This is a genomic window from Fulvimonas soli (genome assembly GCF_003148905.1).
GTDB classification, from domain to species: domain Bacteria; phylum Pseudomonadota; class Gammaproteobacteria; order Xanthomonadales; family Rhodanobacteraceae; genus Fulvimonas; species Fulvimonas soli.
This window is the reverse complement of sequence record NZ_QGHC01000004.1, coordinates 12,755-32,864: the sequence shown is the minus strand read 5'-3', so window position 1 is coordinate 32,864 and position 20,110 is coordinate 12,755. Positions and strand designations below refer to the sequence as shown.

The following is a 20,110-nucleotide window of genomic DNA, read 5'->3' as shown; positions in this document are numbered from 1 at the left end:
GCGGTCAGTGCGCGCCGAGGCGGTAGGCGCCGATGCGGCCCTTCACGTCCTCGACGTACACGGTGTCGCCGGCCACCACCGGCTGCGCGCGGATGGCCTTCTTGGACAGGCGCTCGCGCGCGGCCAGCGCGCCGTCGCCGGTCTGCAGCCAGTGCACGTAGCCTTCCATGTCGCCGACCACCGCGTAGTTGCCCTGCACCGCCGGGCCGGTGAGCCAGCGGTACCTCAGCGCGTCGTTCTTCCACATGTCGGCGCCGCCGTTCTTGTCGAACGCCCACACCTGCGACTCGTCGTTGACGCCGTACAGCGCGTTGCCGCCGGCCGCCAGCGAGGTGAAGGTGGAGAACGGATGCGACCACAGCGGGCGGCCGCTGGGGCCGTCGATCGCCACCAGGTTGCCGTGGTAGGCGGCGCCGTAGAGCGTGCTGCCGTCCAGCAGGATGCTGCCGTCGGCGTCGTCCAGGCGCTCGATGTCGGTGCGGCCCTCGCCGTTGGCCAGCGACTGCTCCCACAGCTTCTCGCCGTTGTCCAGCCGCACCGCCACCAGCTTGCCGGCGTCGCTGCCGAAGAACACCACGCCGTTGGCGATCAGCAGCGGGCCGTTGCCGCGCAGGCTGAGCAGCGGCACGGCCGTCTGGTCGTAGACCCAGCGGCGCTCGCCGCTGCCGGCGTCCAGGCCGTAGAGGCGGCCGTCGCCGGTGCGCGCCACGACCAGGCCGTTGGCGATCGACGGGGTGGCCAGCACTTCCGAGGACAGCGCCGCCTCCCAGCGCGGGCTGCCGTCCTTCGCGTTGACGCCGTAGACGTGGCCGTCGAGCGTGCCGATCACCAGCAGGTCGCCGCTCACCACCGGGCCGCCGGCGTAGAAGGCGTCCTTGCGCTTCTTGTCGCCCCAGCCGAACCAGCCGTGCGTGCGCGAGCTCTTGGACCACAGCGTCTTGCCGCTGCTGGCGTCGAACGCGGCCAGCTCGCCGTCGTTGCTCGCCGCGTACAGCACGCCGTCGACCACCGCCGGACGCAGGCGCAGGCCGGTCTCGCCGGCGCCCTTGCCCACGCGCGCGGTCCACAGCCGCTGCACCTGCACGGTCGGCTTGAAGTCCTTGGCCAGCGGAGTCGGCGGCTGGACGTTCTCCTTCTTGAACGAGTGGCAGCCCGCCAGCGCCACCAGCGAAGTCGCCGCGACCAGCAGCGCGCGTTTCATCAGACCAGCTTTCATGCACCCTGCTTCCCGGCCACGGCCAGATCGTCGAGTTTCATCTGCAAGGCGCCGCGTTGCGGCGCGTCCTCGCCCAGCGCCGCCAGCGCGGCCTCGTAGGCCTTGCGCGCGTCGTCCGGACGGTTGAGCTTGACCAGCGCATCGCCGCGTAGTTCCTGCGCCAGCCCCTTGTAGGCGTCGCCGGCCACGCCGTCGATCCGCGCCAGCGCGTCGGCGGCCTTGCCCGAGGCCAGCTCCACCTGGGCGATGCGCAGCTGCATCAGCGCCTTCAGCGCCGCGTCCTTCAGGTGGCCCTCGGCCCACTGCAGCGAGGCCAGCGCCCTGTCCAGCTGCTTGGCCTGCACCTCGCGCTGCGCGCGCTCGCCGACCGCGAAGGCGGTGTAGCTGGAGTCGGCGAACTCGCTCTGCAGCTGGCCGGTCAGGCGGTCGGCCTGGTCGTTCTGCCCGGCGAGCACCGCGGCCTGCAGCTGCTGGTAGAGATTGGCCGCGGCCATCTGCCGCGAGGCCTGGTGGTTGCGCCACTGCTGCCAGCCGAAGATGCCGACCAGGCCGATGGCGATGCCGACGACGATCGAGAGGCCGTTCTGGCGCAGCCACTTCTGTACGAGCTCGCCCTGTTCGTAATCGTCGTATGCGTCGAATGCCATGCCTTCACCGTTTTGGGGACCGCGCCGCCCGCGCATGCGGGAGCGGGTCGTGCACGAGGGATGAGATGCCGCGGCCCGCCGGCGTGCGGCGGACAAAGGGGAAGCATAACCGAAATGCACCGCCCGGCGAGGCCGGGCGACGCATCACATGCCCGCGGGCACGGCCTTGCCGTCCTGCAGCTGGACGCGGAAATGCGCGACGTTGGCGCGGCGGTAGCCGTCCAGCGCGACCGGCTGGCCGTCGATGCTGACCTGCGCGCCCTCGGCGTTGCCGATGCGCACGTCCAGCGGCTGCCCGCTGCGGTAAGTCTTGTTGCTGCCGGCCGGCAGCAGGCCGTACTCCAGGCGCGTGCCCTTGCCGTCGACGACCTCGACCCAGCTCGCCTCGGCCAGGCTGAGGCCGAGCACGTGGCCGCCCGCGTCCGCGCTGCCGGCCTCGGCGGCCGACGCCTGCGGCTTGGCCGCCTGCAGCGTCTCGCTGCCGAGGTTCGGGAACGGCGCCATCGAGGCCATCAGCGGCTGACCGTCGCCCTGCGCCGGCGCGTCCGCGCGCTGCGCGGGAACGGCGACCGGCGGCATGGCGGAGCCGGCGCGCGCCGGCGCGTCCTGCTGCACCACCGGCGTGGCGTCGAGCGGCGCGAGATGGCTCATGTCGCGGTCGAGCGTGCCGCGCACGCCCAGCCAGATCACCGGCACCACGATCACCGCGGTGAGCACCACGTAGGTGGCCGCGGTGGCGTAGCGCTCGAGCAGGTAGCGCGAGTGCGAGATGCCGCCGGTGGCCACCAGCGCCGGCTCGGCGCCGGCGCGCTTGATGCGCGCGAGCTCGGCCTGGATCGCGGCCTCGTCGACGCCCAGGTGGCGCGCGTACTTGCCGATGTAGCTGCCGAGGTAGATCTGGTGGTCGATGCCTTCGTGCTGGTCGCTCTCCAGCTGGCGCAACACGCGCACGGGCAGCTTCAGCGCATGCCCGCAGCTCTCCAGGTCGAGGCCGCGCGCCTCGCGCGCCGCGCGCAGGCGGCTGCCGAAGCTGGCGGCATGGGTTTCAGGCGGTAGAGCTTCCGTATTCACCGAACGATTGTCGAACAGATCCTTCTCACGCGGATCGTGTCCGGCCGGATGGGACTGCTGTGACGTCATTGGCTTGCGGTTGCATCGAGGGCACGGGCCTGTTCCGAGTCCGGGAACTGGCTCTGCAGGCGTTTGCCGTAATTGAGGGCCGCGTCCTTGTTGCCCAGGCGGGTTTCGATGTCGTGGCCGAGCTTCAGCGAGACGGCGCTGGGCTGGCCCAGTGCGTCGAACCGCTGCAGGAAGGCGCGCGCGCGGAACGCATCGTTGTTCAGGTAGAGCAGATTGGCAAGCTGCAGCAGCGCCTCGCCGTTCTGCGGGTTGGCGTCGACCGCCTTGCGGAAGCTGGCCTCGGCGCCGGCCTTGTCGCCGGCGCGCAGCCGGCAGACGCCGTCGTTGGTCCAGGCCACGTCCGGGGTGCGGTAGAACGGATCGGCGACGGCCCTGGCGAAGTAGCTCTCGCCCTCGGCGTACTTGCCGACCTTGCACAGGAAGGCGCCGAGGTTGTTGTTGGGACCGCCCTTGGTCGGCTCCAGCGCGACCGCCTTGCGGTAGTGCCCCTCCGCCTCGGGCAGGTGGTTGATGCGCTCGTAGACCACCGCGATCACGGTGTGCGCCGGCGCATAGTCCGGGTCGAACTGCAGCGCCTTGGTCAGCTTCTCCAGCGCCGTCTGCAGGTCGCCGTTGGCGAGGTACTGCTGGCCCAGCTCGGTGTGGATGCGGGCGGCGTCCTGCGCCTCGTCCTTCTTGCTGGCATGCGGCATGTTGCCCGAGGGGGTCAGCGTGTTGCCGTCGTGCGTGGTGACGCAGCCGGCCACGGCCAGCAGCGCGGCGAGCATGGCGACCCGTTCAATGCGCATGGACCACTTCCCCCTCCAGTCGTTTGCGGAACTCGGCCTGGCGGCGCGTGCGGTCCAGCACCTGGCCCTTGAGCTGGCCGCAGGCGGCATCGATGTCGTCGCCGCGGGTGCGGCGCAGCATGGTCAGGATGTCGGCGTTGAGCAGCTGGGTCTGGAACGCGCGGATGGTCTCGGCGTCCGAGCGCTCGAAGCGCGTGCCCGGGAAGGGATTGAACGGGATCAGGTTGACCTTGCAGCTGCCGGTGGGCAGCTTGCGCATCAGCCTGATCAGCTGGCGCGCGTGCTCGGGCTGGTCGTTCACGCCCTTCATCAGGGTGTACTCGAAGGTGATCGAGGTGCGCGGCCGGCGCGCGATCCAGCGCTGGCAGGCGCCCATCAGCTCGGCGATCGGGTAGCGCTTGTTGAGCGGCACCAGCTCGGTGCGCAGCTCGTCGTTGGCCGCGTGCAGCGACACCGCCAGCGACACGTCGATGGCCTCCGACAGCTTGTCGATCATCGGCACCAGGCCGGCGGTGGACAGCGTGACGCGCTTGGAGGCCAGGCCGAAGCCCAGGTCGTCGCGCATCAGGCTCATCGCCGCGACCACGTTGTCGAAGTTCAGCAGCGGCTCGCCCATGCCCATCATCACCACGTTGGTGATGCGGCGGTTCTGGTGGGTGACGTTGCCGAGGTACTTGGCCGCCACCCACATCTGGCCGATGATCTCGGCGGCGGCGAGGTTGCGGTTGAAGCCCTGCGTGGCGGTGGAGCAGAACTGGCAGTTGAGCCCGCAGCCCACCTGCGAGGACACGCACAGCGTGCCGCGGGTGGGCTCGGGGATGTATACCGCCTCGACGGCGTTGCCGCCGTCCATGCCCAGCAGCCACTTGTGCGTGCCGTCGGCGGCGCCCTTGTCGAACAGGGTCTTCGGCGGGCCGATGTAGCACGACGCCTCGAGCTTGGCCCGCAGCGCCTTGCCGACGTCGGTCATGTGCTCGAAGCGGTCCTCCAGGCGGTGGTAGATCCACTTCATCACCTGCTCGGCGCGATACGGCTTCTCGCCGAGCCGCGCGAAGAAGTCGCGCAGCCCCTGGCGATCGAAGTCGAGCAGGTTGACCTTTTCCGCCGGGGCGGTCGGGTCGGATGGCATGGATGCTGGAGTGTTCACAACCTTTCAGTGTGCGGGCGGTTCGTGGGGAAAGCGGCCGCGGAGGGCCGCCTTCCGGTCCTTGCGGTCAGGAACGGTCGCCGTGGATTTCGGTCGCGGCGAAGAAGTAGGCGATCTCGGTCTTGGCGGTCTCGGCGGCGTCGGAGCCGTGCACCGCGTTGGCGTCGATCGAGTCGGCGAAGTCCGCGCGGATGGTGCCCGGCGCGGCGTCCTTCGGGTTGGTGGCGCCCATCAGCTCGCGGTTGCGGGCGATGGCGTTGTCGCCTTCGAGCACCTGGATCATCACCGGGCCGGAGATCATGAACTCGACCAGCGCGTTGAAGAACGGGCGCGCCCTGTGCACGGCATAGAAGCCCTCGGCCTCCTTGCGCGACAGCTGCTTCATCTTGGCGGCCACGATCTTGAGGCCGGCCTTCTCGAAGCGGGCGTAGATTTCGCCGATCACGTTCTTGGCAACGGCATCCGGCTTGATGATGGAAAGGGTGCGCTCCAGCGCCATACGGTCTGCTCCGGGGATACGGGTACTTGAGAGTGGGCGGGGCCGGCATCGTGCCGGCGAATGTAGGACCAAACCCGACACGGAATGCGGATTTAGCTCACGAAAGTTTGACAGATTCTCATCCATACGCAAGCCCGTACGCCCATGGATGCGAACGGCCGTTTGACGGGCGGAAAGCCTCGCGCGTATCCTCAAACGATCGTTTGATTCCAGCCGCCGGGGAACCATCCGCGTGAACAGCTCCGCCTCGACCAAGGAACGCATCCTCACCGCCGCCGAGCAGCTGTTCGCCCAGCGCGGCTTCGACGGCGCCTCGCTGCGGCAACTCACCGCGGCCGCGGGCGTCAACCTGGCCGCGGTGAACTACCACTTCGGCTCCAAGGACCGGCTGGTCGAGGAAGTGTTCCGGCGCCGCCTGGACAGCCTCAACGCGCACCGCCTGGCGGCGCTGGCCAAGGTGGCCGGCCGGCCGCAGACCACCCTGGAGGACGTGCTCGACGCCTTCATCCGCCCTGCCCTGGCGCTGTCCAGCGACGGCAGCGGCTCGCTGTTCATGCGCGTGCTGGCGCGCGCCTTCGCCGAGCACGACGACACCCTGCGCCAGTTCCTGTCGGAGAACTACGGCCACGTGATGCGCCAGTTCACCGCCGAGTTCGCCCGCCTGCTGCCCCGCCTGAGCAAGGAGGAGCTGTACTGGCGCATCGACCTGGTCACCGGCGCGCTGACCCACGCCATGTCCGGCTTCGGCATGATCCAGCGCAAGAGCGACGTCAGCGAGGCCGCCCACCGCGAGCAGACCGTCGCCCACCTGGTGCGCTTCGCCGCCGCCGGCCTCAGCGCCCCCTGAAATCCCGGTCGCCGGCCGGCAACGGCCGGCGCCTTTACTTCACGTCTCTACCTGTCCGCATCACCGGAGAAGCCAATGACCGCATCGCCCCAGACCGCGCTACGCATCCGCAAGGCCGCGGTGCTCGGCGCCGGCGTGATGGGCGCGCAGATCGCCGCGCACCTGACCAACGCCGACGTCGAGACCGTGCTGTTCGACCTGCCCGCGAAGGAAGGCCCCAAGAGCGGCATCGCGCTGAAGGCCATCGAGAACCTCAAGAAGCTCTCGCCCGCCCCGCTGGCCGACAAGGACCGCGCGGCCGCGATCGTCCCGGCCAACTACGACGAGCATCTGGACCTGCTCGAGGACTGCGACCTGATCGTCGAGGCGATCGCCGAGCGGATGGACTGGAAGCTCGACCTGTACCGGAAGATCGCCCCGCACGTCGCTCCCGGCGCGGTGCTGGCCTCCAACACCTCGGGCCTGTCGATCAACGGCCTGGCCGAGGCGCTGCCGGAGGAGCTGCGCCACCGCTTCAGCGGCGTGCACTTCTTCAACCCGCCGCGCTACATGCACCTGGTCGAGCTGATCCCGACCCGGCTCACCGACCCGAAGGTGATCGAGGGCCTGGAAGCCTTCCTCACCACCACCGTCGGCAAGGGCGTGGTGATCGCCAAGGACACGCCCAACTTCATCGGCAACCGCATCGGCGTGTTCTCGATGCTGGCCACCATGCACCACACCGAGCAGTTCGGCTTGGGCTTCGACGTGGTGGACGCGCTCACCGGCCCGGCCGTGGGCCGCCCCAAGAGCGCCACCTACCGCACCGCCGACGTGGTGGGCCTGGACACGATGGCGCACGTCATCAAGACCATGGCCGACACCCTGGCCGACGACCCGTGGCACGAGTACTTCAAGGCGCCGAGCTGGCTGCAGGGCCTGATCGACGCGGGCGCGCTGGGCCAGAAGAACGGCGCGGGCTTCTACAAGAAGGTCGGCAAGGATATCGTGGTGCTCGACTTGGCGAAGAAGGACTACGTGCCGTCCGAGCCGAAGGCCTCCGACGAGGTGGCCGCGATCCTCGCCATCAAGGACCCGGCCGAGAAGTTCGCCAGGCTGCGCGCCTCGTCCGACCCGCAGGCGCAGTTCCTGTGGGCGACCTTCCGCGACCTGTTCCACTACACCGCCTACCATCTGGCCGGCATCGCCGACACCGCGCGCGACGTCGACTTCGCCATCCGCTGGGGCTACGGCTGGAAGCTCGGCCCGTTCGAGACCTGGCAGGCCGCCGGCTGGCAGCAGGTGGCCAAGTGGATCCAGGAGGACATCGACGCCGGCAAGGCGATGAGCAAGGCGCCGCTGCCCGCGTGGGTCACCGACGGCCGCGCCGGCGTGCACGGCAAGGAAGGCTCCTGGTCGGCCGCCGAGGGCAAGTACGAGCCGCGTTCGTCGCATCCGGTCTACGCGCGCCAGCTGTTCCCCGATCCGATCCTGGGCGAGAAGTTCGACCAGGGCACCACCGTGTGGGAGAACGAGGGCGTGCGCCTGTGGACGCTGGGCGACGACGGCGTGGGCATCCTCTCGTTCAAGACCAAGATGAACACGGTCAACGACCACGTGCTCGACGGCATCCAGCACGCCATCGGCATCGCGGAGGAGAAGCTCAGGGCGGTGGTGATCTGGCAGACCGGCGAGCCGTTCTCCGCCGGCGCCGACCTGAAGGGCGCGCTGGGCCTGCTGCAGGCGGGCAAGTTCGACGCCTTCGAGGCGATGGTCGCCAACTTCCAGCGCACCAGCATGCGCATCAAGCACGCGCTGGTGCCGGTGGTGGCCGCGGTGCGCGGCCTGTGCCTGGGCGGCGGCTGCGAGTTCCAGATGCACTCGGCGCGCACCGTGGCGGCGCTGGAGAGCTACATCGGCCTGGTCGAGGCCGGCGTGGGCCTGCTGCCCGCCGGCGGCGGCCTGCACGAGCTGGCGCTGCGCGCGGCCAAGGCCAACCCGGCCGACCCGTTCGAGGCGCTGAAGAAGGTGTTCGAGACCGTGGCGATGGCCAAGGTCGCCGGCAGCGCGCTGGAGGCCAAGCAGATGGGCCTGATGCGCGACAGCGACGTGGTGGTGTTCAACGCCTACGAGCTGCTCCACGTGGCGAAGAAGACCGCGCTGGCGCTGGCCGAGAGCGGCTGGCGCCCGCCGCTGTACCAGCGCGCGATCCCGGTCGCCGGCGACGTCGGCACCGCCACCTTCCGCGCCCAGCTCGCCAACCTGCAGGCCGGCTACTTCGCCTCCGAGCACGACGTGGCGATCGCCGCGCGCATCGCCGACACCCTGTGCGGCGGCGCGATCGAGCGCGGCTCGCTGGTGGACGAGCAGTGGCTGCTCGACCTGGAGCGCAAGCACTTCGTGGAGCTGGCCAGGACCGAGAAGACCCAGGCGCGCATCGCGCACACGATGGCGACGGGCAAGCCGTTGCGCAATTGAAACGCGGGAACAGGGAACGGGGAACAGGGAACGCGAAGGCTGTCGTAAGCATGTCCCTTGCGCCCTGCCCCGGACCTGATCCCGGCCACCTTTGATCGGAGGGTACGAGAACGAGACGCCCAGGCCGGCAGCGACGTACCGGCGCCACCTGCACGTTCCCCGTTCCCTGTTCCCCGCTCCCACTCCACCGAGAACCCAGCCATGACCAAGCAAGTCCAAGACGCCTACATCGTCGCCGCCACCCGCACCCCGGTCGGCAAGGCGCCGCGCGGCGTGTTCCGCAACACCCGTCCCGACGACCTGCTCGCCCACGTCATCAAGGCCGTGCTGGCGCAGGCGCCGGGCGTCGACCCGCACCGCATCGGCGACGCCGTGATCGGCTGCGCCATGCCCGAGGCCGAGCAGGGCATGAACGTGGCGCGCATCGGCGTGCTGCTGGCCGGCCTGCCCGACACCGTGCCGGGCGTCACCATCAACCGCTTCTGCTCCTCCGGCGTGCAGGCCATCGCGATGGCCGCCGACCGCATCCGCCTGGGCGAGGCCGACCTGATGCTCGCCGGCGGCACCGAGAGCATGACCATGGTGCCGATGATGGGCCACAAGATCGCCATGAACCCGGCGATCTTCACCGACGAGAACATCGGCATCGCCTACGGCATGGGCATCACCGCCGAGAACGTCGCCAAGCAGTGGAAGATCGGCCGCGAGGAGCAGGACGCCTTCGCCGCGCAGAGCCACGAGCGCGCGCTCAAGGCCATCGCCGCCGGCGAGTTCAGGGACGAGATCAGCCCGTTCCGCCTCGACGACCACTACCCCGACCTCGCCACCCGCGGCATCCGCACCGACAGCCGCGTGATCGACACCGACGAGGGCCCGCGCCCGGGCAGCACGCCGGAAGTGCTGGGCAAGCTCAAGCCGGTGTTCCGCAACGGCCAGTTCGGCGGCACGGTGACCGCGGGCAACTCCTCGCAGATGTCCGACGGCGCCGGCGCGCTGCTGCTGGCCAGCGAACAGGCGATCAAGGACTACGGCCTCACCCCGCTCGCCCGCTTCGTCGGCTACGCGGTGGCCGGCGTGAAGCCGGAGATCATGGGCATCGGGCCGAAGGAGGCGATCCCGAAGGCGCTCAGGCAATGCGGCCTCACCCAGGACCAGCTCGACTGGATCGAGCTCAACGAGGCCTTCGCCGCGCAGTCGCTGGCGGTGATCAAGGACCTCGGCCTGGACCCGGCCAGGGTCAACCCGCTGGGCGGCGCCATCGCGCTGGGCCACCCGCTGGGCGCCACCGGCGCGATCCGCGCCGCCACGCTGATCCACGGCCTGCGCCGGCGCAAGCAGAAGTACGGCATGGTGACCATGTGCATCGGCACCGGCATGGGCGCGGCGGGAATCTTCGAGTCACTCTGACCTTTCCCTTTGACCGGGATCGACGAAACCGGAGGGCTCCGCGATCAAGCGGAGCCCTTTTTGCATGCATGCCCGACAAGCCGGGTCGGGCTTCGCTTGCGGCGATCCTTCGGCCGCGACGCGGCCTGGATCGGCTTCCCCGAACGCTTGGTTTCAGCCGCTCCACCGTGATCCAGGCGGCGGCGACGGAGTTCGGGTTGCCAGGCAGACCGCTCTCACGAACGGCGCGGGCTTCACCGCCTCCCCTGCAACGCCCGGCAATCGGCGTAGAACGCGCGCGTGCCCTCCCACGCCGCGGCCGGCGCGACGAGGAAGCCATAGCGGACGCGGCCGGCGGCGGTCTCGACCCAGGCGCCCAGCGAGACCGTGCGCAGCACGCGGTTCAGCTCGGCGAACGGCAGCGGGCGGGCGAACACCAGCGCGTCGCCCTCCGCATGCGGGCGCTCGCCCGGCTGCGGCTGCCAGGGTTGCCGCTCCACCTCGAAATAGGCTGCGCGGGCCTGCGAGGCCAGCTGCCGGGCGTGCTCGTAGCCCACCGTGTAGTAGGCGGTCAGCGTCACGCCGCCGGGCGCGCAGCGCAATGCGATCCGGTTCCGCCCGCCGCGCACCGTCTGCGACAGCGTCAGCTGCGGCGCGGGCCCCGGCTGGTAGGACGCGGCCAGCGGCTGGCGGCCGTTGTTGGCCACCAGCCAGGGCGCCATCTCCTCCGGCTTCCACCAGACCACGCCGTTCTCCGCCGGGCCCAGCACGTGGGCGAAATAGTCGGGGCGCACGTCCATCTCGACCAGGTAGTCGCGCAGCGCCGCGGGCGAGGCCGGCTGCGCGGGCCCGCTCGCGCCTTGCGGGCCCGGCAGCAGCGATGCGTGCAGGCCGATGCGGTCCGACCCGCTCGGCGCCCAGCGGTACACGCCGCCCAGGTAGGCATACGCGCAGGCGTCCAGGCAGACCGCCGGGCGCGCCGGTACCACGCTGCGCGTCGGCTTGCGCCACAGCCCCACGTGGGTGTTGAGCCCGGCCGAGCGGAACAGCCGCCCCAGCGCCAGCCCGGAAGGCACATCGCCGGCCGAGGAATCCAGATAGACGTCCGAGCCGCGCGGGATCCGGCCCGAGCGCAGCATCCCGTCGACCTGCCGCAGCGCATCCGGGCCGATGGGGCCGGACAGGTAGACCTGCGGCGCCTTGGCCACGCGCAGCGTCAGGCGGTCGCTGCGCACCTGGATGGAGGCCCTGCCCGCCGCGTCCCGGTCCGCCGACGCGGACGCGGCCCGCGTCGACATGCCCGCCCCCTGCAGCAGGACGGCCAGGGCCAGCAGGCATCCCGATTTCCGTGGAATCGACCGATCCGGCAATGCCGCCTCGCGCTCAGCCAAAGGCAGGGAGTGTCGCCGAGCCGGGCCCGCATTGCATGAACGCTCCGTTGCCGCGGGGCGGCGGAGGCGCTTCACCCGGCCTGGACGCACCACGGCATCTGCTACGCGGCATGATTCCCTGTTTCGGCGACCATGCCGCCAACGAGCGCACCTACCTCGCCTGGGTGCGCACGGCGATCACCGTGATGGCCTTCGGCTTCCTGCTGGAGCGCTTCGACATCTTCCTGGCCTACGCCTCGCGCGCCGCCGGCCAGCCGGTGCCGCGGCTGCACGTGCACGCCTCGGAAGTGCTGGGGCCGCTCCTGCTGCTGTTCGGCGCGCTGGTGGTGCTGCTGGTCACGATCCGCTTCGACCGCAACCGCAGGCTGATCGACTCCCCGGAAGTGCGGAGCTACGGTCGCACGCTGCTGGAGCGCCTGATGGCGCCGCTGCTGATCGTGATGGCCGGCTTCCTCGCCGTGTACGTGGCGCGCCAGCTGCTGGCGATCGGCTAGCGCCGCGCCTAGCGCACCGCGCGCGGCGTGGGCCGCGCGATGCCGCCGCGATGCGGGCGCGGCCAGGGGCACAGCATGGGCACCTCGCGCTGGTAGCGGCGGTAATCGCCGCCGTGGAGGGCGACCAGGTCGCGCTCCTCCAGGAACCTCACCGCGACCAGGATGTAGGCGGTGCTGGCGGCGGCGAACAGCAGGTGGCCCACGCTCATCCGCGGCGTGGCCCAGAACGCGACGATGAAACCGAGCATCAGCGGATGGCGCACGACGCGGTAGTACAGGTGGCGCTTGAACGGCAGCGGCGTGTACGGCCGCCCCTGCGCGTCCAGCCAGACCTGGCGCAGGCCGAACAGGTCGAAATGGTTGATCACGAAGGTGCCGCTGAGCACCAGCAGCCAGCCGCACGCGCACAGCGCGAGCAGCGGCCAGGCGGCCCAGCCGCCGACGTTCCAGACCGTGCCGGGCAGCGGCCGCCACTGCCAGAACAGCAGGATCAGCGCGAGGCTGGACAGCAGCACGTAGGTGCTGCGCTCGACGGCCGGCGGCAGCAGGCGCGCGAGCCAGGCCTTGAAGCCGCGCCGCGCCATGCCGCTGTGCTGCATGGCGAACAGGCCCAGCAGCGCCAGGTCGATCACCCACATGGCGGGCGTCGCCGGCCCGGCGGGCAGCGGGCGGTCCACGGTCCTGGGCAGCGGCAGGTCGCCGACGAAGCCGATGGCGTAGAGGAAGGTGAGGAAGAACACGGCGTAGCAGACCGCGCCGTAGCCGAGGGTGAGCAAGGCACGCATGATCGTCGCCCTCCAGTCGGGACCGAACCGCGGCGCCGCGCATGCCCGGTGCCGTCCACGGCGCGCGGCGGATGGCGCAAGCCTAGTCCCCGCCCGGCGCATGCCGACACTGGATGCTCCGCCTATCCCGCCCGGCCGATGGCGGGCGGCGCCCGGCCGGAGCATCCTGGTCCGCTCGGCCGGCCCGCCGCGATTTCCCGGCGGCAGGCTGGCGCGTGACAGCCGCCCCGTCCAGCGCGGGACCGGCTTGACCGGCGTCAACGGAATCTTCCGGCCTGCGCGCTAGATTGCCTCCACCTTGGGCACACGCCGGCGAAGGCCGCGGCCGGCAGGAGGCGACGACATGGCGCAGACCTGGATCCTGGTGGCGGACGGCGCGCGGGCGCGCGTGATCGAGTGCAACGCGCGCAACGGCGTATGGAACGAGGTGGCCTGCTTCGACAACCCCGAGGGCCGCCTGCCCGGCCGCAGCCTCACCCGCGACCGGCCGCCGCGCGCGGCGGAAAGCGTCGGCAGCGCGCGGCACGCGATCGAGCCGCACACCACGCCGCGCGAGAAGAGCGCCGGCAACTTCGCCCGCCTGCTCGGCGACGCGCTGGCGCGCGGGCTGGAGGAACGCCGCTACGAGAAGCTGGTGCTGGTGGCGCCGCCGCGCTTCCTCGGCGCGCTGCACGAGCACATCGGCGCGCCGCTGATGCAGCACGTGACCGGCGAGGTGCGGCGCAACCTCACCACCCTGCCCACCGCGGAACTGCGCGAGCGGCTGCCGTCGCGGCTGCTGCACTAGGGCGTGTCATCAATTGAGCAGGATGACGGCGGCAGCGCCGTAGATAGCACCGAGGAAATTACGAGCCGTTTTGTCGTATCGAGTGGCGATGGCGCGGTACTGCTTGAGCTTGGCGAAGAAGTTCTCGATCAGGTGCCGGGCTTTGTATAGCGCCCGATCGTAGTCCCGCATCACCTTTCGCGTCGGATGGGAGGGAATGACGACCTGTGCCCCGATGCGCTGCATGGGTTCAATGACCCGAGCCTGCGCATCGTAGGCTCGGTCGGCAATCAATGCCTGGGTCGACAAGCTCGGCAACAAGGCATCGGCACCTTCCAGATCCGAAGCTTGGCCGGTACAGCACGGCTTCAACGAACCGCCGATTGTCCTTCGCCGTCACCCCGACATGCCCGGGCCGGCCGGGCAAAAGAGGCTCGATGCGAACCCATTGATCGTCTCGAAGTCCATAGCGTCGGGTCATTGAACGGCTGCGCTCGCAAGAAAACCCAAGCTTCGCTTATCTAGTCAATTGATGACAGGCCCTAGGCGCGCGGCGGCGCCTGGTCCCGCGCCGGCGCGGGCTAGAAGCGTGCCGGACGGCGGCCGCGATGGCCCGCGCCGTGCCCGGGGGCGACCGCGGCCCCTCCACCTGGCCGATCGATTCCCCGGTCGCGCACCCCGCACGCGGCGGGGCGCGGACCGGCCCCGGATCAGTTGACGGCGATCCGGCGCGAGCTGCCGTTGGCCTTCTTGGGCAGGTCGAGGGTGAGCACGCCGTTCTCGTAGTGCGCTTCGGCCTTCGCGCTGTCCACCTCGGCAGGCAGGGTGAAGCTGCGGAACACCTGGCCGCAGTAGCGCTCCGTGCACAGGTCCTTCCGGTTCTCCTTCTTCTGCGTCTCGCGCTTGACCTCGGCGCCGATCGCCACCTGGCTGCCCTCCACCGAGACCTCGATGTCGTCCTTGCTCACGCCGGGGATGTCGGCCTTCACGTGGAAGGCGCCGTCGTCCTCGCTGACGTCGATGCGCATGTCCGGGGCGGCTTCCAGCTCGCGCCACAGCGGACGCGCGGCGAGGCCGCGGAAGAATTCGTCGAAGCCGGCCGTCGGGTCGAGGCGCGCGACGGACCGGAAGGGGTTCCAGCGGGCAAGTGTGGTCATGGTGTCGTCTCCGCATGTCGTTGCGGCCGCTTCGCACGCGGCGAGGCGGTCGTCCATCCGCCGTTCCGCCGGCTCGCGCCGGCGGAACGGGCCAGTCCGCAGCCTGCGCCCGGCATGCGGACGCGGCATTGATGCAAGTCAACGCCGCATCGCGCTATGCCGCCGTCGCCACCGCGTTGACAAAGCGATAACGGCAACGGTGAATACGCGCATGACCCCGTCCGCCACGCAGCGCCCCCGCGCTTCCCTCGCCTACCCTGCGGCGCTGCTCGCGCTGTTCGCCCTGTTCTGGCTGGCGCTGGCGATCCGCCCCTGGTACCGCCAGGACTGGCTGCTGGAGAACGTGGTGGTGTTCGCCGCGGTGCCGCTGTTCGCGTTCACCGCGCGCCGGCTGCGCTTCTCCGACCTGGCCTACACGCTGTTGTTCGTCTTCCTCTGCGCGCACGAGGTGGGCGCGCACTTCACCTACGCCCAGGTGCCCTACGACGAGGCGTTCCGCCGGCTCAGCGGCCAGTCGCTGGACGCGCTGCTCGGCCTGCGCCGCAACCACTACGACCGCCTGGTGCATTTCCTGTTCGGCCTGCTGCTGTTGCCGCTGGCGGCGGAGCTGTTCCGCGCCGAGGCGCCGCCGCGTTCCGCGTTGTGGCGCTTCCTGCTGCCGGTGCTGTTCATCGAGTCGCTGTCGGCGATCTTCGAGCTGATCGAGTGGCTGGCCGCCACGGTGTTCGGCGGCGACCTCGGCCAGGCCTACCTCGGCACGCAGGGCGACGTGTGGGACGCGCAGTGGGACATGCTGCTGGCGCTGGCCGGCGCCACGCTGACGCAGTGCCTGCGCTTCCTCGCGGCGCGGCGCGCGCCCGCGGCCGCCGTATGACGGCCCGCGGGACGCGGGTGAACGGCACCCAACGCGGGCCGGCGGAATTCACCGCGCGCTGACCCGGCCTTGCCAAGACTGCGGCGTCCCCCACACGAGGAACCCGCGCATGAAGAAGCTTGCTCCCTTCGCCCTGGCCCTCGCCCTCGGCGCGACCGGCGCCGTCACGGCGCAGGATGCGCTGACGGAGCACGAAGTGCGCGCCCAGCTCGAACGCCAGGGCTACACCAAGGTGCACGACCTCAAGTTCAGCGACGGCATGTGGCGCGCGCACGCCAAGAGCGGCGACGGCAACCGCGTGACCGTGCGCGTGGACCCGACCACCGGCCAGGCCTTCGCCGACGAGGCGGTGTCGCGCCTGAGCGAGCGCGACGTGCGCGCCGCGCTGTCCACCCAGGGCTACACCGACGTGCACGACGTGGACTTCGAGGACGGCCTGTGGCGCGCCAAGGCCGAGAACGGCGCGGGCAAGCACGTGCGGCTGGAGGTCGACCCCGAGTCCGGCCGCGTGGTCGCCTCCGACTGAAGGCCCGGGCGCGCTCAGGTCGCGCGGCGGCGGCTGGTGAAGAAGCCGTTGAGGGTGAGCCGGCCCGTGCGCGGGTCGTCGCCGAGCCGCTCCGGCGCGAGGATGTCGCCGGAATGCAGGATGCTGCCGTCGTAGAAGATCAGCCGGTTGAAGCGGGCCTCGACGCCGCCGGTGCGCGCGAAGTAGTCGTTCGACGCGAGCATGTAGCCGGGCCGGAGGCCGTAGCGCTGCGCGAAGGCCGCGACGGAGAGCTGCGTGGCGTCGTTGTAGAAGCGCGCGGTCTCCTCCGCCGGGCGCACGGCGCGGTAGAAGCCGGTGCCGCCCAGCCGCGCGTCCTTGAACAGATACAGCACCGAGGCCTGGATGCTGCAGGCCGGGTCGATGCCCACCTGGTCGCTGTGGCAGAACCACTGGTAGGGACGCAGCGCCTGCGGCGGCAGGGTCACCATCGCCAGGCGGCAGTGCATGTGCAGCAGCCGGCGCGCGTCGAACAGCTCGCGCATGTGGCGCAGGTAGAAGGTCTGCAGCGCATCGTTGAGCTGCGGCGGCAGCGGCAGGTAGTTACCCGGGTAGGCGTTGAAGTCGACCGGGCGGAACGCCGCGCGCTGCGCCGACGCCCAGTCCACCAGGCGCTCCGGCTCCAGCAGCGCGTCGTCGATCACGTAGCAGACGTTGCCGTCGTCGAGCGGCACGCGGTCGATGCGGGGGCGCGGATTGAACAGGACGGCATTCGGCATGGCGCGGGCAGCGGCGGGCGACGGCAGCACAGTAGGCAAACCGCCGGCCGGACTCAACGCCCGGAGGCGTCGCCCGCGGCACGGCAAGAACAAGAAGCGGAGTTTCCGCCGCGCCCGCCAGCCTGCACCCATCGTCCCTGACCGATGGAACATGCCATGAACCGTGCGGACGCCATCCGGTGCGCCGCCATCACCGCCGATTCCCGCTGGCCGCAGCTGCTGGCGCACGAGGCCGCTGCCCACGGCAGCTTCCAGTACTCGGTGCGCTCGACCGGCGTGTACTGCCGCCCCTCCTGCGCGGCGCGCGCGCCGCGCCCGGAGCACGTGGCCTTCCACGCCAGTCCGCGCGAGGCCGAGCGCGCCGGTTTCCGGCCGTGCAAGCGCTGTCACCCGGAACGCGACGCCGCTGGCGAAACCGTCCGCTACGGCTTCGGCCGCGGCCCGCTGGGCCTGGTGCTGGTCGCCCGCGGCGCGCGCGGCATCCGCGCGATCCTGCCGGGCGACGACGAGCGCTCGCTGGCCACGGACCTGCGCCGGCGCCTGCCGCGCGAGCGGCTGCAACGAGAGGACCATCCGGGTCGCTGGCTAGCGCGCGTGCTGGCGGCGATCGAGCAGCCGGCCTGGCGCTGGACCCGCGCGGCACGCCGTTCCAGCGGCGCGTGTGGGAAGCGCTGCGCGCCATCCCGGCCGGCGCGGCGGCATGGGGCGATGCGTGGGTGGACTGGGGCGGGGGCGGCCCCTCACCCCGGCCCGCTCTCCGGAGGGGAGAGGGCGAACGGCGCGGGGTCAGGCGAGCTGTTCGGCGGCGGGGCGCCCGAACGCGGGCGGACGGTCGGCGGGCGCGGCGCCGAAGGCCTTGTTCGGCGTCGCGCCCATCGTGAAGGCCAGCGTGCCGCCCCCGGCCAGCTCGGCGTGGCCGATCCAGCTCTTCGTCCACGGCTGGCCGTTCCAGCGCACCGACTGGATGTACGGGCGGCCGGGGCCGTTGCCGTGCGCCTCCACCACCAGCTTGCGGCCGCCGCCGAGGTCGAGCTCGGCGCGGTCGAGCAGCGGGCTGCCGAACACGTAGTTGGCGCTGACCGGGTCGACCGCATACAGGCCCAGCGCGCCCAGCACGTACCACGCGCTCATCTGGCCGCAGTCCTCGTTGCCGGCCAGGCCGTCCGGCGCGGCGCGGTACATGGTCTCCAGCAGCATGCGCACGCGCGCCTGCGTCTTGTGGTGCGCGCCGGTGTAGGCGTAGAGGTAGGCCACGTGGTGGCCGGGCTCGTTGCCGTGCGCGTACTGGCCGACCAAGCCGGCGATGTCCGGCGGCGCGTCCGGCGGCAGCTGCGCGGGCGTGGCGAACAGCGCGTCCAGCTTGCGCTCGAACGCCTCCATGCCGCCGAACAGCCGCGCGTAGGCGTAGACGTCGTGCTGGTTGAGGAAGGTGGCCTGCCAGGCGTTGGACTCGGTGAAGTCGCGCCAGCGCGCGCCGTGGCCCATCGCCTGCGGGTCGAACGGCTCGATCCACTGCCCGTCGGCCGCGCGCGGGCGCACGAAGCCGAGCTTCGGGTCGAACACGTTGCGGTAGTTGCGCGAGCGCTCGCGCAGCGCCTCGGCGTCTCCGTGCGCGCCGGCGGCGTCGGCGAGGCTGGCCAGCGCCCAGTCGTCGTAGGCGTATTCCAGCGTCTTGCTGACCGCCTCGCCTTCCCGGTCGCTGGGAATGTAGCCGAGCTTGCGGTAGTACGGCAGGCCGCGGTAGTCGTCGTCCATCGCGCGCTTGCGCAGCAGCGGCCAGGCGCGCGCGTAGTCGATGCCGGCGAAGCCCTTGGCCTGCGCCTCGGCGATCACCGCGACGGAGTGGTAGCCGATCATGCAGCCGGTCTCCCTGCCCTGCAACGGCCACACCGGCGGGCCGTCCGGGCTCTCGGCCATCATGCGCACCAGGCCGTCCACCAGGTCGGGCACGCGCCCGGCCTGGTACAGGGTGAACAGCGGGTGCAGCGCGCGGTAGGTGTCCCACAGCGAGTAGGTGCTGTAGTTGTGCCTGCCCGGCGGCAGCGCGTGCACGGCCAGGTCCATGCCGCGGTAGCGGCCGTCCACGTCGCTGAACAGCGTGGGCGCGAGCAGGGTGTGGTAGAGCGCGCTGTAGAACACGCGCCGCGTCTCCTCCGAGGGCGTGTCGATGCGGATGCGGCCGAGCTCGGCCTCCCACGCCTGGGCGGCGGCCCGCTGCGCCCCGTCGAAGTCCCAGCCGGGGACCTCCGCCTCCAGGTTGCGCAGCGCGCCGTCGATGTCCACCGCCGAGAGGCCCACCTTCACCAGCAGCGGCGCGCGCTGCGCGTCGTCGAAGTGCAGCGCGGCCTTGAGGTGCGCGCCCTTCGCCTCGGCGCTGCCGTCGGGCAGCGGCGCGTCCTCGCTGTACAACGTGGCGCGCGCGAACGGGCGCGACACCTTCATGGCGAAGTAGATGTGCCGCCCGTTGGCCCACTGGTGCACGACGCGGCCGCCGACCAGGGTGTCGCGGCCGACCAGCTTCAATTGCGCGCCGCTGACCTTGCACGGCACCGCCGGGTCGTCGTGGTAGCCGTGCGCGAGGTCGACCAGCAGGTGCCCCGCGCCCGGCCTGCCGAAGGTATAGCGGTGCAGGCCGGCGCGCAGCGTGGCGGTGAGCTCGGCCAGCACCTCCACGTCGGTGAGCCGCACGCGGTAGTAGCCCGGCCGCGCCCGCTCGTCCGCGTAGCGCGAGCGGTAGCCGCGCTTCGGCGGGCCGCTGCGCCTGGGCTCGTCGGCGGAAGGCCGCACCGCGTCGTAGCGCGAGTGGTGGTTCGTGCCGGCGTATTCGCGGTCGCCCGGTTGCAGCTGCACCTCGCCGGTGCCGGGCATCACCAGCACGTCCAGCATGTCGCTGGCGCCGGTGCCGGACAGGTGGGTGTGCGAGAAGCCCATGATCGAGCCGTCGTCCTGGTGGTAGCCCGAGCAGGCGTCCCATTCGGCGTCGTAGGTGTCGGGGCTGAGCTGCACCATGCCGAACGGCAGCGTGGCGCCGGGGAAGGTGTGGCCGTGGCCGCCGGTGCCGACGAACACGTCCACGTGGCGCGAGACGCCCGCGGCGGCGGCCGTCCCCGCGCCACCGGCTGCCGCGCGCGGCGCACCCAGCGCCGGCAGCCGCGCCAGCGGCGCGCCCAGCGCGGTCATGGCCATGCCCTGCAGGAAGCGTCTGCGCGTCACCATGGGAAAACCTCCGGGGAATGCGTGGGGAAGGCGGCCG

General features: G+C 71.2%; 18 protein-coding genes and 2 pseudogenes. 8 read left to right on the top strand and 12 right to left on the bottom strand.

Annotated features, from left to right (window positions below; all coding sequences use genetic code 11):
* Positions 1-4 precede the first annotated feature (4 nt).
* From bamB to ndk, 6 genes are all read right to left on the bottom strand, one after another.
* Positions 5-1,216, bottom strand: coding sequence for an outer membrane protein assembly factor BamB (gene bamB / locus C7456_RS05835; protein ID WP_211306271.1), 1,212 nt, complete (start codon positions 1,214-1,216; stop codon positions 5-7).
* On the bottom strand, positions 1,213-1,863 hold the full coding sequence (locus C7456_RS05830) for a YfgM family protein (protein ID WP_109722834.1): 651 nt from the start codon (positions 1,861-1,863) through the stop codon (positions 1,213-1,215). The genes bamB and C7456_RS05830 overlap by 4 nt, the downstream gene beginning before the upstream one ends.
* A gap of 144 nt (positions 1,864-2,007) precedes the next feature.
* Positions 2,008-3,003 carry a helix-turn-helix domain-containing protein gene (locus tag C7456_RS05825; protein ID WP_109722833.1) on the bottom strand — a complete coding sequence of 332 codons (996 nt, stop codon included), beginning with the start codon at positions 3,001-3,003 and terminating at the stop codon, positions 2,008-2,010.
* A complete protein-coding gene (gene pilW, locus C7456_RS05820) occupies positions 3,000-3,791 on the bottom strand; it encodes a type IV pilus biogenesis/stability protein PilW (RefSeq protein WP_109722832.1) in 792 nt (263 codons plus the stop codon). Before pilW ends, C7456_RS05825 begins: the two co-directional genes overlap by 4 nt.
* Positions 3,781-4,920 carry a dual-specificity RNA methyltransferase RlmN gene (rlmN, locus tag C7456_RS05815; protein WP_109722831.1) on the bottom strand — a complete coding sequence of 380 codons (1,140 nt, stop codon included), beginning with the start codon at positions 4,918-4,920 and terminating at the stop codon, positions 3,781-3,783. The genes pilW and rlmN overlap by 11 nt, the downstream gene beginning before the upstream one ends.
* A gap of 85 nt (positions 4,921-5,005) precedes the next feature.
* The gene (ndk, locus tag C7456_RS05810) at positions 5,006-5,437 is read right to left on the bottom strand and encodes a nucleoside-diphosphate kinase (RefSeq protein ID WP_109722830.1); all 432 of its coding nucleotides are present in this window, start codon (positions 5,435-5,437) and stop codon (positions 5,006-5,008) included.
* Between the two features lie 232 nt (positions 5,438-5,669).
* On the opposite strand from ndk, the gene C7456_RS05805 reads away from it, so the two are divergent.
* The 3 genes from C7456_RS05805 (at position 5,670) to C7456_RS05795 (ending at position 10,148) form a co-directional block, all read left to right on the top strand.
* Complete coding sequence (locus tag C7456_RS05805; RefSeq protein ID WP_109722829.1) at positions 5,670-6,284, top strand: TetR/AcrR family transcriptional regulator; 615 nt, start codon at positions 5,670-5,672, stop codon at positions 6,282-6,284.
* A gap of 75 nt (positions 6,285-6,359) precedes the next feature.
* A complete protein-coding gene (locus tag C7456_RS05800) occupies positions 6,360-8,741 on the top strand; it encodes a 3-hydroxyacyl-CoA dehydrogenase/enoyl-CoA hydratase family protein (RefSeq protein ID WP_109722828.1) in 2,382 nt (793 codons plus the stop codon).
* A 201-nt stretch (positions 8,742-8,942) separates the two neighbouring features.
* Positions 8,943-10,148, top strand: a complete 1,206-nt coding sequence (locus tag C7456_RS05795) for an acetyl-CoA C-acyltransferase (RefSeq protein WP_109722827.1) — start codon at positions 8,943-8,945, stop codon at positions 10,146-10,148.
* Positions 10,149-10,381: 233 nt separating this feature from the next.
* On the opposite strand, the gene C7456_RS05790 is transcribed toward C7456_RS05795, so the two are convergent.
* Positions 10,382-11,425: a hypothetical protein gene (locus C7456_RS05790; protein ID WP_139942810.1), complete on the bottom strand. Its 1,044-nt coding sequence runs from the start codon at positions 11,423-11,425 to the stop codon at positions 10,382-10,384.
* A 203-nt stretch (positions 11,426-11,628) separates the two neighbouring features.
* On the opposite strand from C7456_RS05790, the gene C7456_RS05785 reads away from it, so the two are divergent.
* A complete protein-coding gene (locus tag C7456_RS05785) occupies positions 11,629-12,012 on the top strand; it encodes a YidH family protein (RefSeq protein WP_170120183.1) in 384 nt (127 codons plus the stop codon).
* Positions 12,013-12,020: 8 nt separating this feature from the next.
* Here C7456_RS05785 and mddA read toward each other — a convergent pair whose 3' ends face one another.
* Positions 12,021-12,797 carry a methanethiol S-methyltransferase gene (mddA, locus tag C7456_RS05780; protein WP_109722824.1) on the bottom strand — a complete coding sequence of 259 codons (777 nt, stop codon included), beginning with the start codon at positions 12,795-12,797 and terminating at the stop codon, positions 12,021-12,023.
* A gap of 343 nt (positions 12,798-13,140) precedes the next feature.
* On the opposite strand from mddA, the gene C7456_RS05775 reads away from it, so the two are divergent.
* Positions 13,141-13,584, top strand: a complete 444-nt coding sequence (locus tag C7456_RS05775) for a host attachment protein (protein ID WP_109722823.1) — start codon at positions 13,141-13,143, stop codon at positions 13,582-13,584.
* Between the two features lie 9 nt (positions 13,585-13,593).
* Here C7456_RS05775 and C7456_RS05770 read toward each other — a convergent pair.
* Both C7456_RS05770 and C7456_RS05765 read right to left on the bottom strand, forming a co-directional pair.
* A pseudogene (locus C7456_RS05770) lies at positions 13,594-14,044 on the bottom strand (transposase).
* 229 nt (positions 14,045-14,273) lie between these two features.
* Entirely contained in the window at positions 14,274-14,720 is a 447-nt protein-coding gene (locus C7456_RS05765; RefSeq protein WP_109722822.1) for an Hsp20/alpha crystallin family protein, read from the bottom strand.
* Positions 14,721-14,931: 211 nt separating this feature from the next.
* Here C7456_RS05765 and C7456_RS05760 point away from each other — a divergent pair, with 211 nt between their 5' ends.
* Together C7456_RS05760 and C7456_RS05755 are read left to right on the top strand one after the other, a co-directional pair.
* On the top strand, positions 14,932-15,594 hold the full coding sequence (locus tag C7456_RS05760; RefSeq protein WP_109722821.1) for a DUF2238 domain-containing protein: 663 nt from the start codon (positions 14,932-14,934) through the stop codon (positions 15,592-15,594).
* A gap of 109 nt (positions 15,595-15,703) precedes the next feature.
* The gene (locus C7456_RS05755; protein WP_109722820.1) at positions 15,704-16,120 is read left to right on the top strand and encodes a PepSY domain-containing protein; all 417 of its coding nucleotides are present in this window, start codon (positions 15,704-15,706) and stop codon (positions 16,118-16,120) included.
* Positions 16,121-16,134: 14 nt separating this feature from the next.
* Here the strand turns inward: C7456_RS05755 and C7456_RS05750 are convergent, their stop codons facing one another.
* Positions 16,135-16,857, bottom strand: coding sequence for a DUF6445 family protein (locus C7456_RS05750; protein ID WP_109722819.1), 723 nt, complete (start codon positions 16,855-16,857; stop codon positions 16,135-16,137).
* A gap of 144 nt (positions 16,858-17,001) precedes the next feature.
* Here C7456_RS05750 and C7456_RS16810 point away from each other — a divergent pair.
* Positions 17,002-17,241, top strand: a pseudogene (locus C7456_RS16810) (Ada metal-binding domain-containing protein); the annotation flags it as partial.
* Positions 17,242-17,643: 402 nt separating this feature from the next.
* On the opposite strand, the gene C7456_RS05740 reads toward C7456_RS16810, so the two are convergent.
* On the bottom strand, positions 17,644-20,073 hold the full coding sequence (locus tag C7456_RS05740; protein WP_109722818.1) for a GH92 family glycosyl hydrolase: 2,430 nt from the start codon (positions 20,071-20,073) through the stop codon (positions 17,644-17,646).
* Between the last annotated feature and the right edge of the window lie 37 nt (positions 20,074-20,110).

Excerpts from the sequence above, each read along its gene's own strand:
- bamB (WP_211306271.1), bottom strand. The coding sequence starts at position 1,216 with ATGAAAGCTGGTCTGATGAAACGCGCGCTGCTGGTCGCGGCGACTTCG.
- C7456_RS05830 (WP_109722834.1), bottom strand. The coding sequence starts at position 1,863 with ATGGCATTCGACGCATACGACGATTACGAACAGGGCGAGCTCGTACAG.
- C7456_RS05825 (WP_109722833.1), bottom strand. The coding sequence starts at position 3,003 with ATGACGTCACAGCAGTCCCATCCGGCCGGACACGATCCGCGTGAGAAG.
- pilW (WP_109722832.1), bottom strand. The coding sequence starts at position 3,791 with ATGCGCATTGAACGGGTCGCCATGCTCGCCGCGCTGCTGGCCGTGGCC.
- rlmN (WP_109722831.1), bottom strand. The coding sequence starts at position 4,920 with ATGCCATCCGACCCGACCGCCCCGGCGGAAAAGGTCAACCTGCTCGAC.
- ndk (WP_109722830.1), bottom strand. The coding sequence starts at position 5,437 with ATGGCGCTGGAGCGCACCCTTTCCATCATCAAGCCGGATGCCGTTGCC.
- C7456_RS05800 (WP_109722828.1), top strand. The coding sequence starts at position 6,360 with ATGACCGCATCGCCCCAGACCGCGCTACGCATCCGCAAGGCCGCGGTG.
- C7456_RS05795 (WP_109722827.1), top strand. The coding sequence starts at position 8,943 with ATGACCAAGCAAGTCCAAGACGCCTACATCGTCGCCGCCACCCGCACC.
- C7456_RS05790 (WP_139942810.1), bottom strand. The coding sequence starts at position 11,425 with ATGTCGACGCGGGCCGCGTCCGCGTCGGCGGACCGGGACGCGGCGGGC.
- C7456_RS05785 (WP_170120183.1), top strand. The coding sequence starts at position 11,629 with ATGATTCCCTGTTTCGGCGACCATGCCGCCAACGAGCGCACCTACCTC.
- mddA (WP_109722824.1), bottom strand. The coding sequence starts at position 12,797 with ATGCGTGCCTTGCTCACCCTCGGCTACGGCGCGGTCTGCTACGCCGTG.
- C7456_RS05775 (WP_109722823.1), top strand. The coding sequence starts at position 13,141 with ATGGCGCAGACCTGGATCCTGGTGGCGGACGGCGCGCGGGCGCGCGTG.
- C7456_RS05765 (WP_109722822.1), bottom strand. The coding sequence starts at position 14,720 with ATGACCACACTTGCCCGCTGGAACCCCTTCCGGTCCGTCGCGCGCCTC.
- C7456_RS05760 (WP_109722821.1), top strand. The coding sequence starts at position 14,932 with ATGACCCCGTCCGCCACGCAGCGCCCCCGCGCTTCCCTCGCCTACCCT.
- C7456_RS05755 (WP_109722820.1), top strand. The coding sequence starts at position 15,704 with ATGAAGAAGCTTGCTCCCTTCGCCCTGGCCCTCGCCCTCGGCGCGACC.
- C7456_RS05750 (WP_109722819.1), bottom strand. The coding sequence starts at position 16,857 with ATGCCGAATGCCGTCCTGTTCAATCCGCGCCCCCGCATCGACCGCGTG.
- C7456_RS05740 (WP_109722818.1), bottom strand. The coding sequence starts at position 20,073 with ATGGTGACGCGCAGACGCTTCCTGCAGGGCATGGCCATGACCGCGCTG.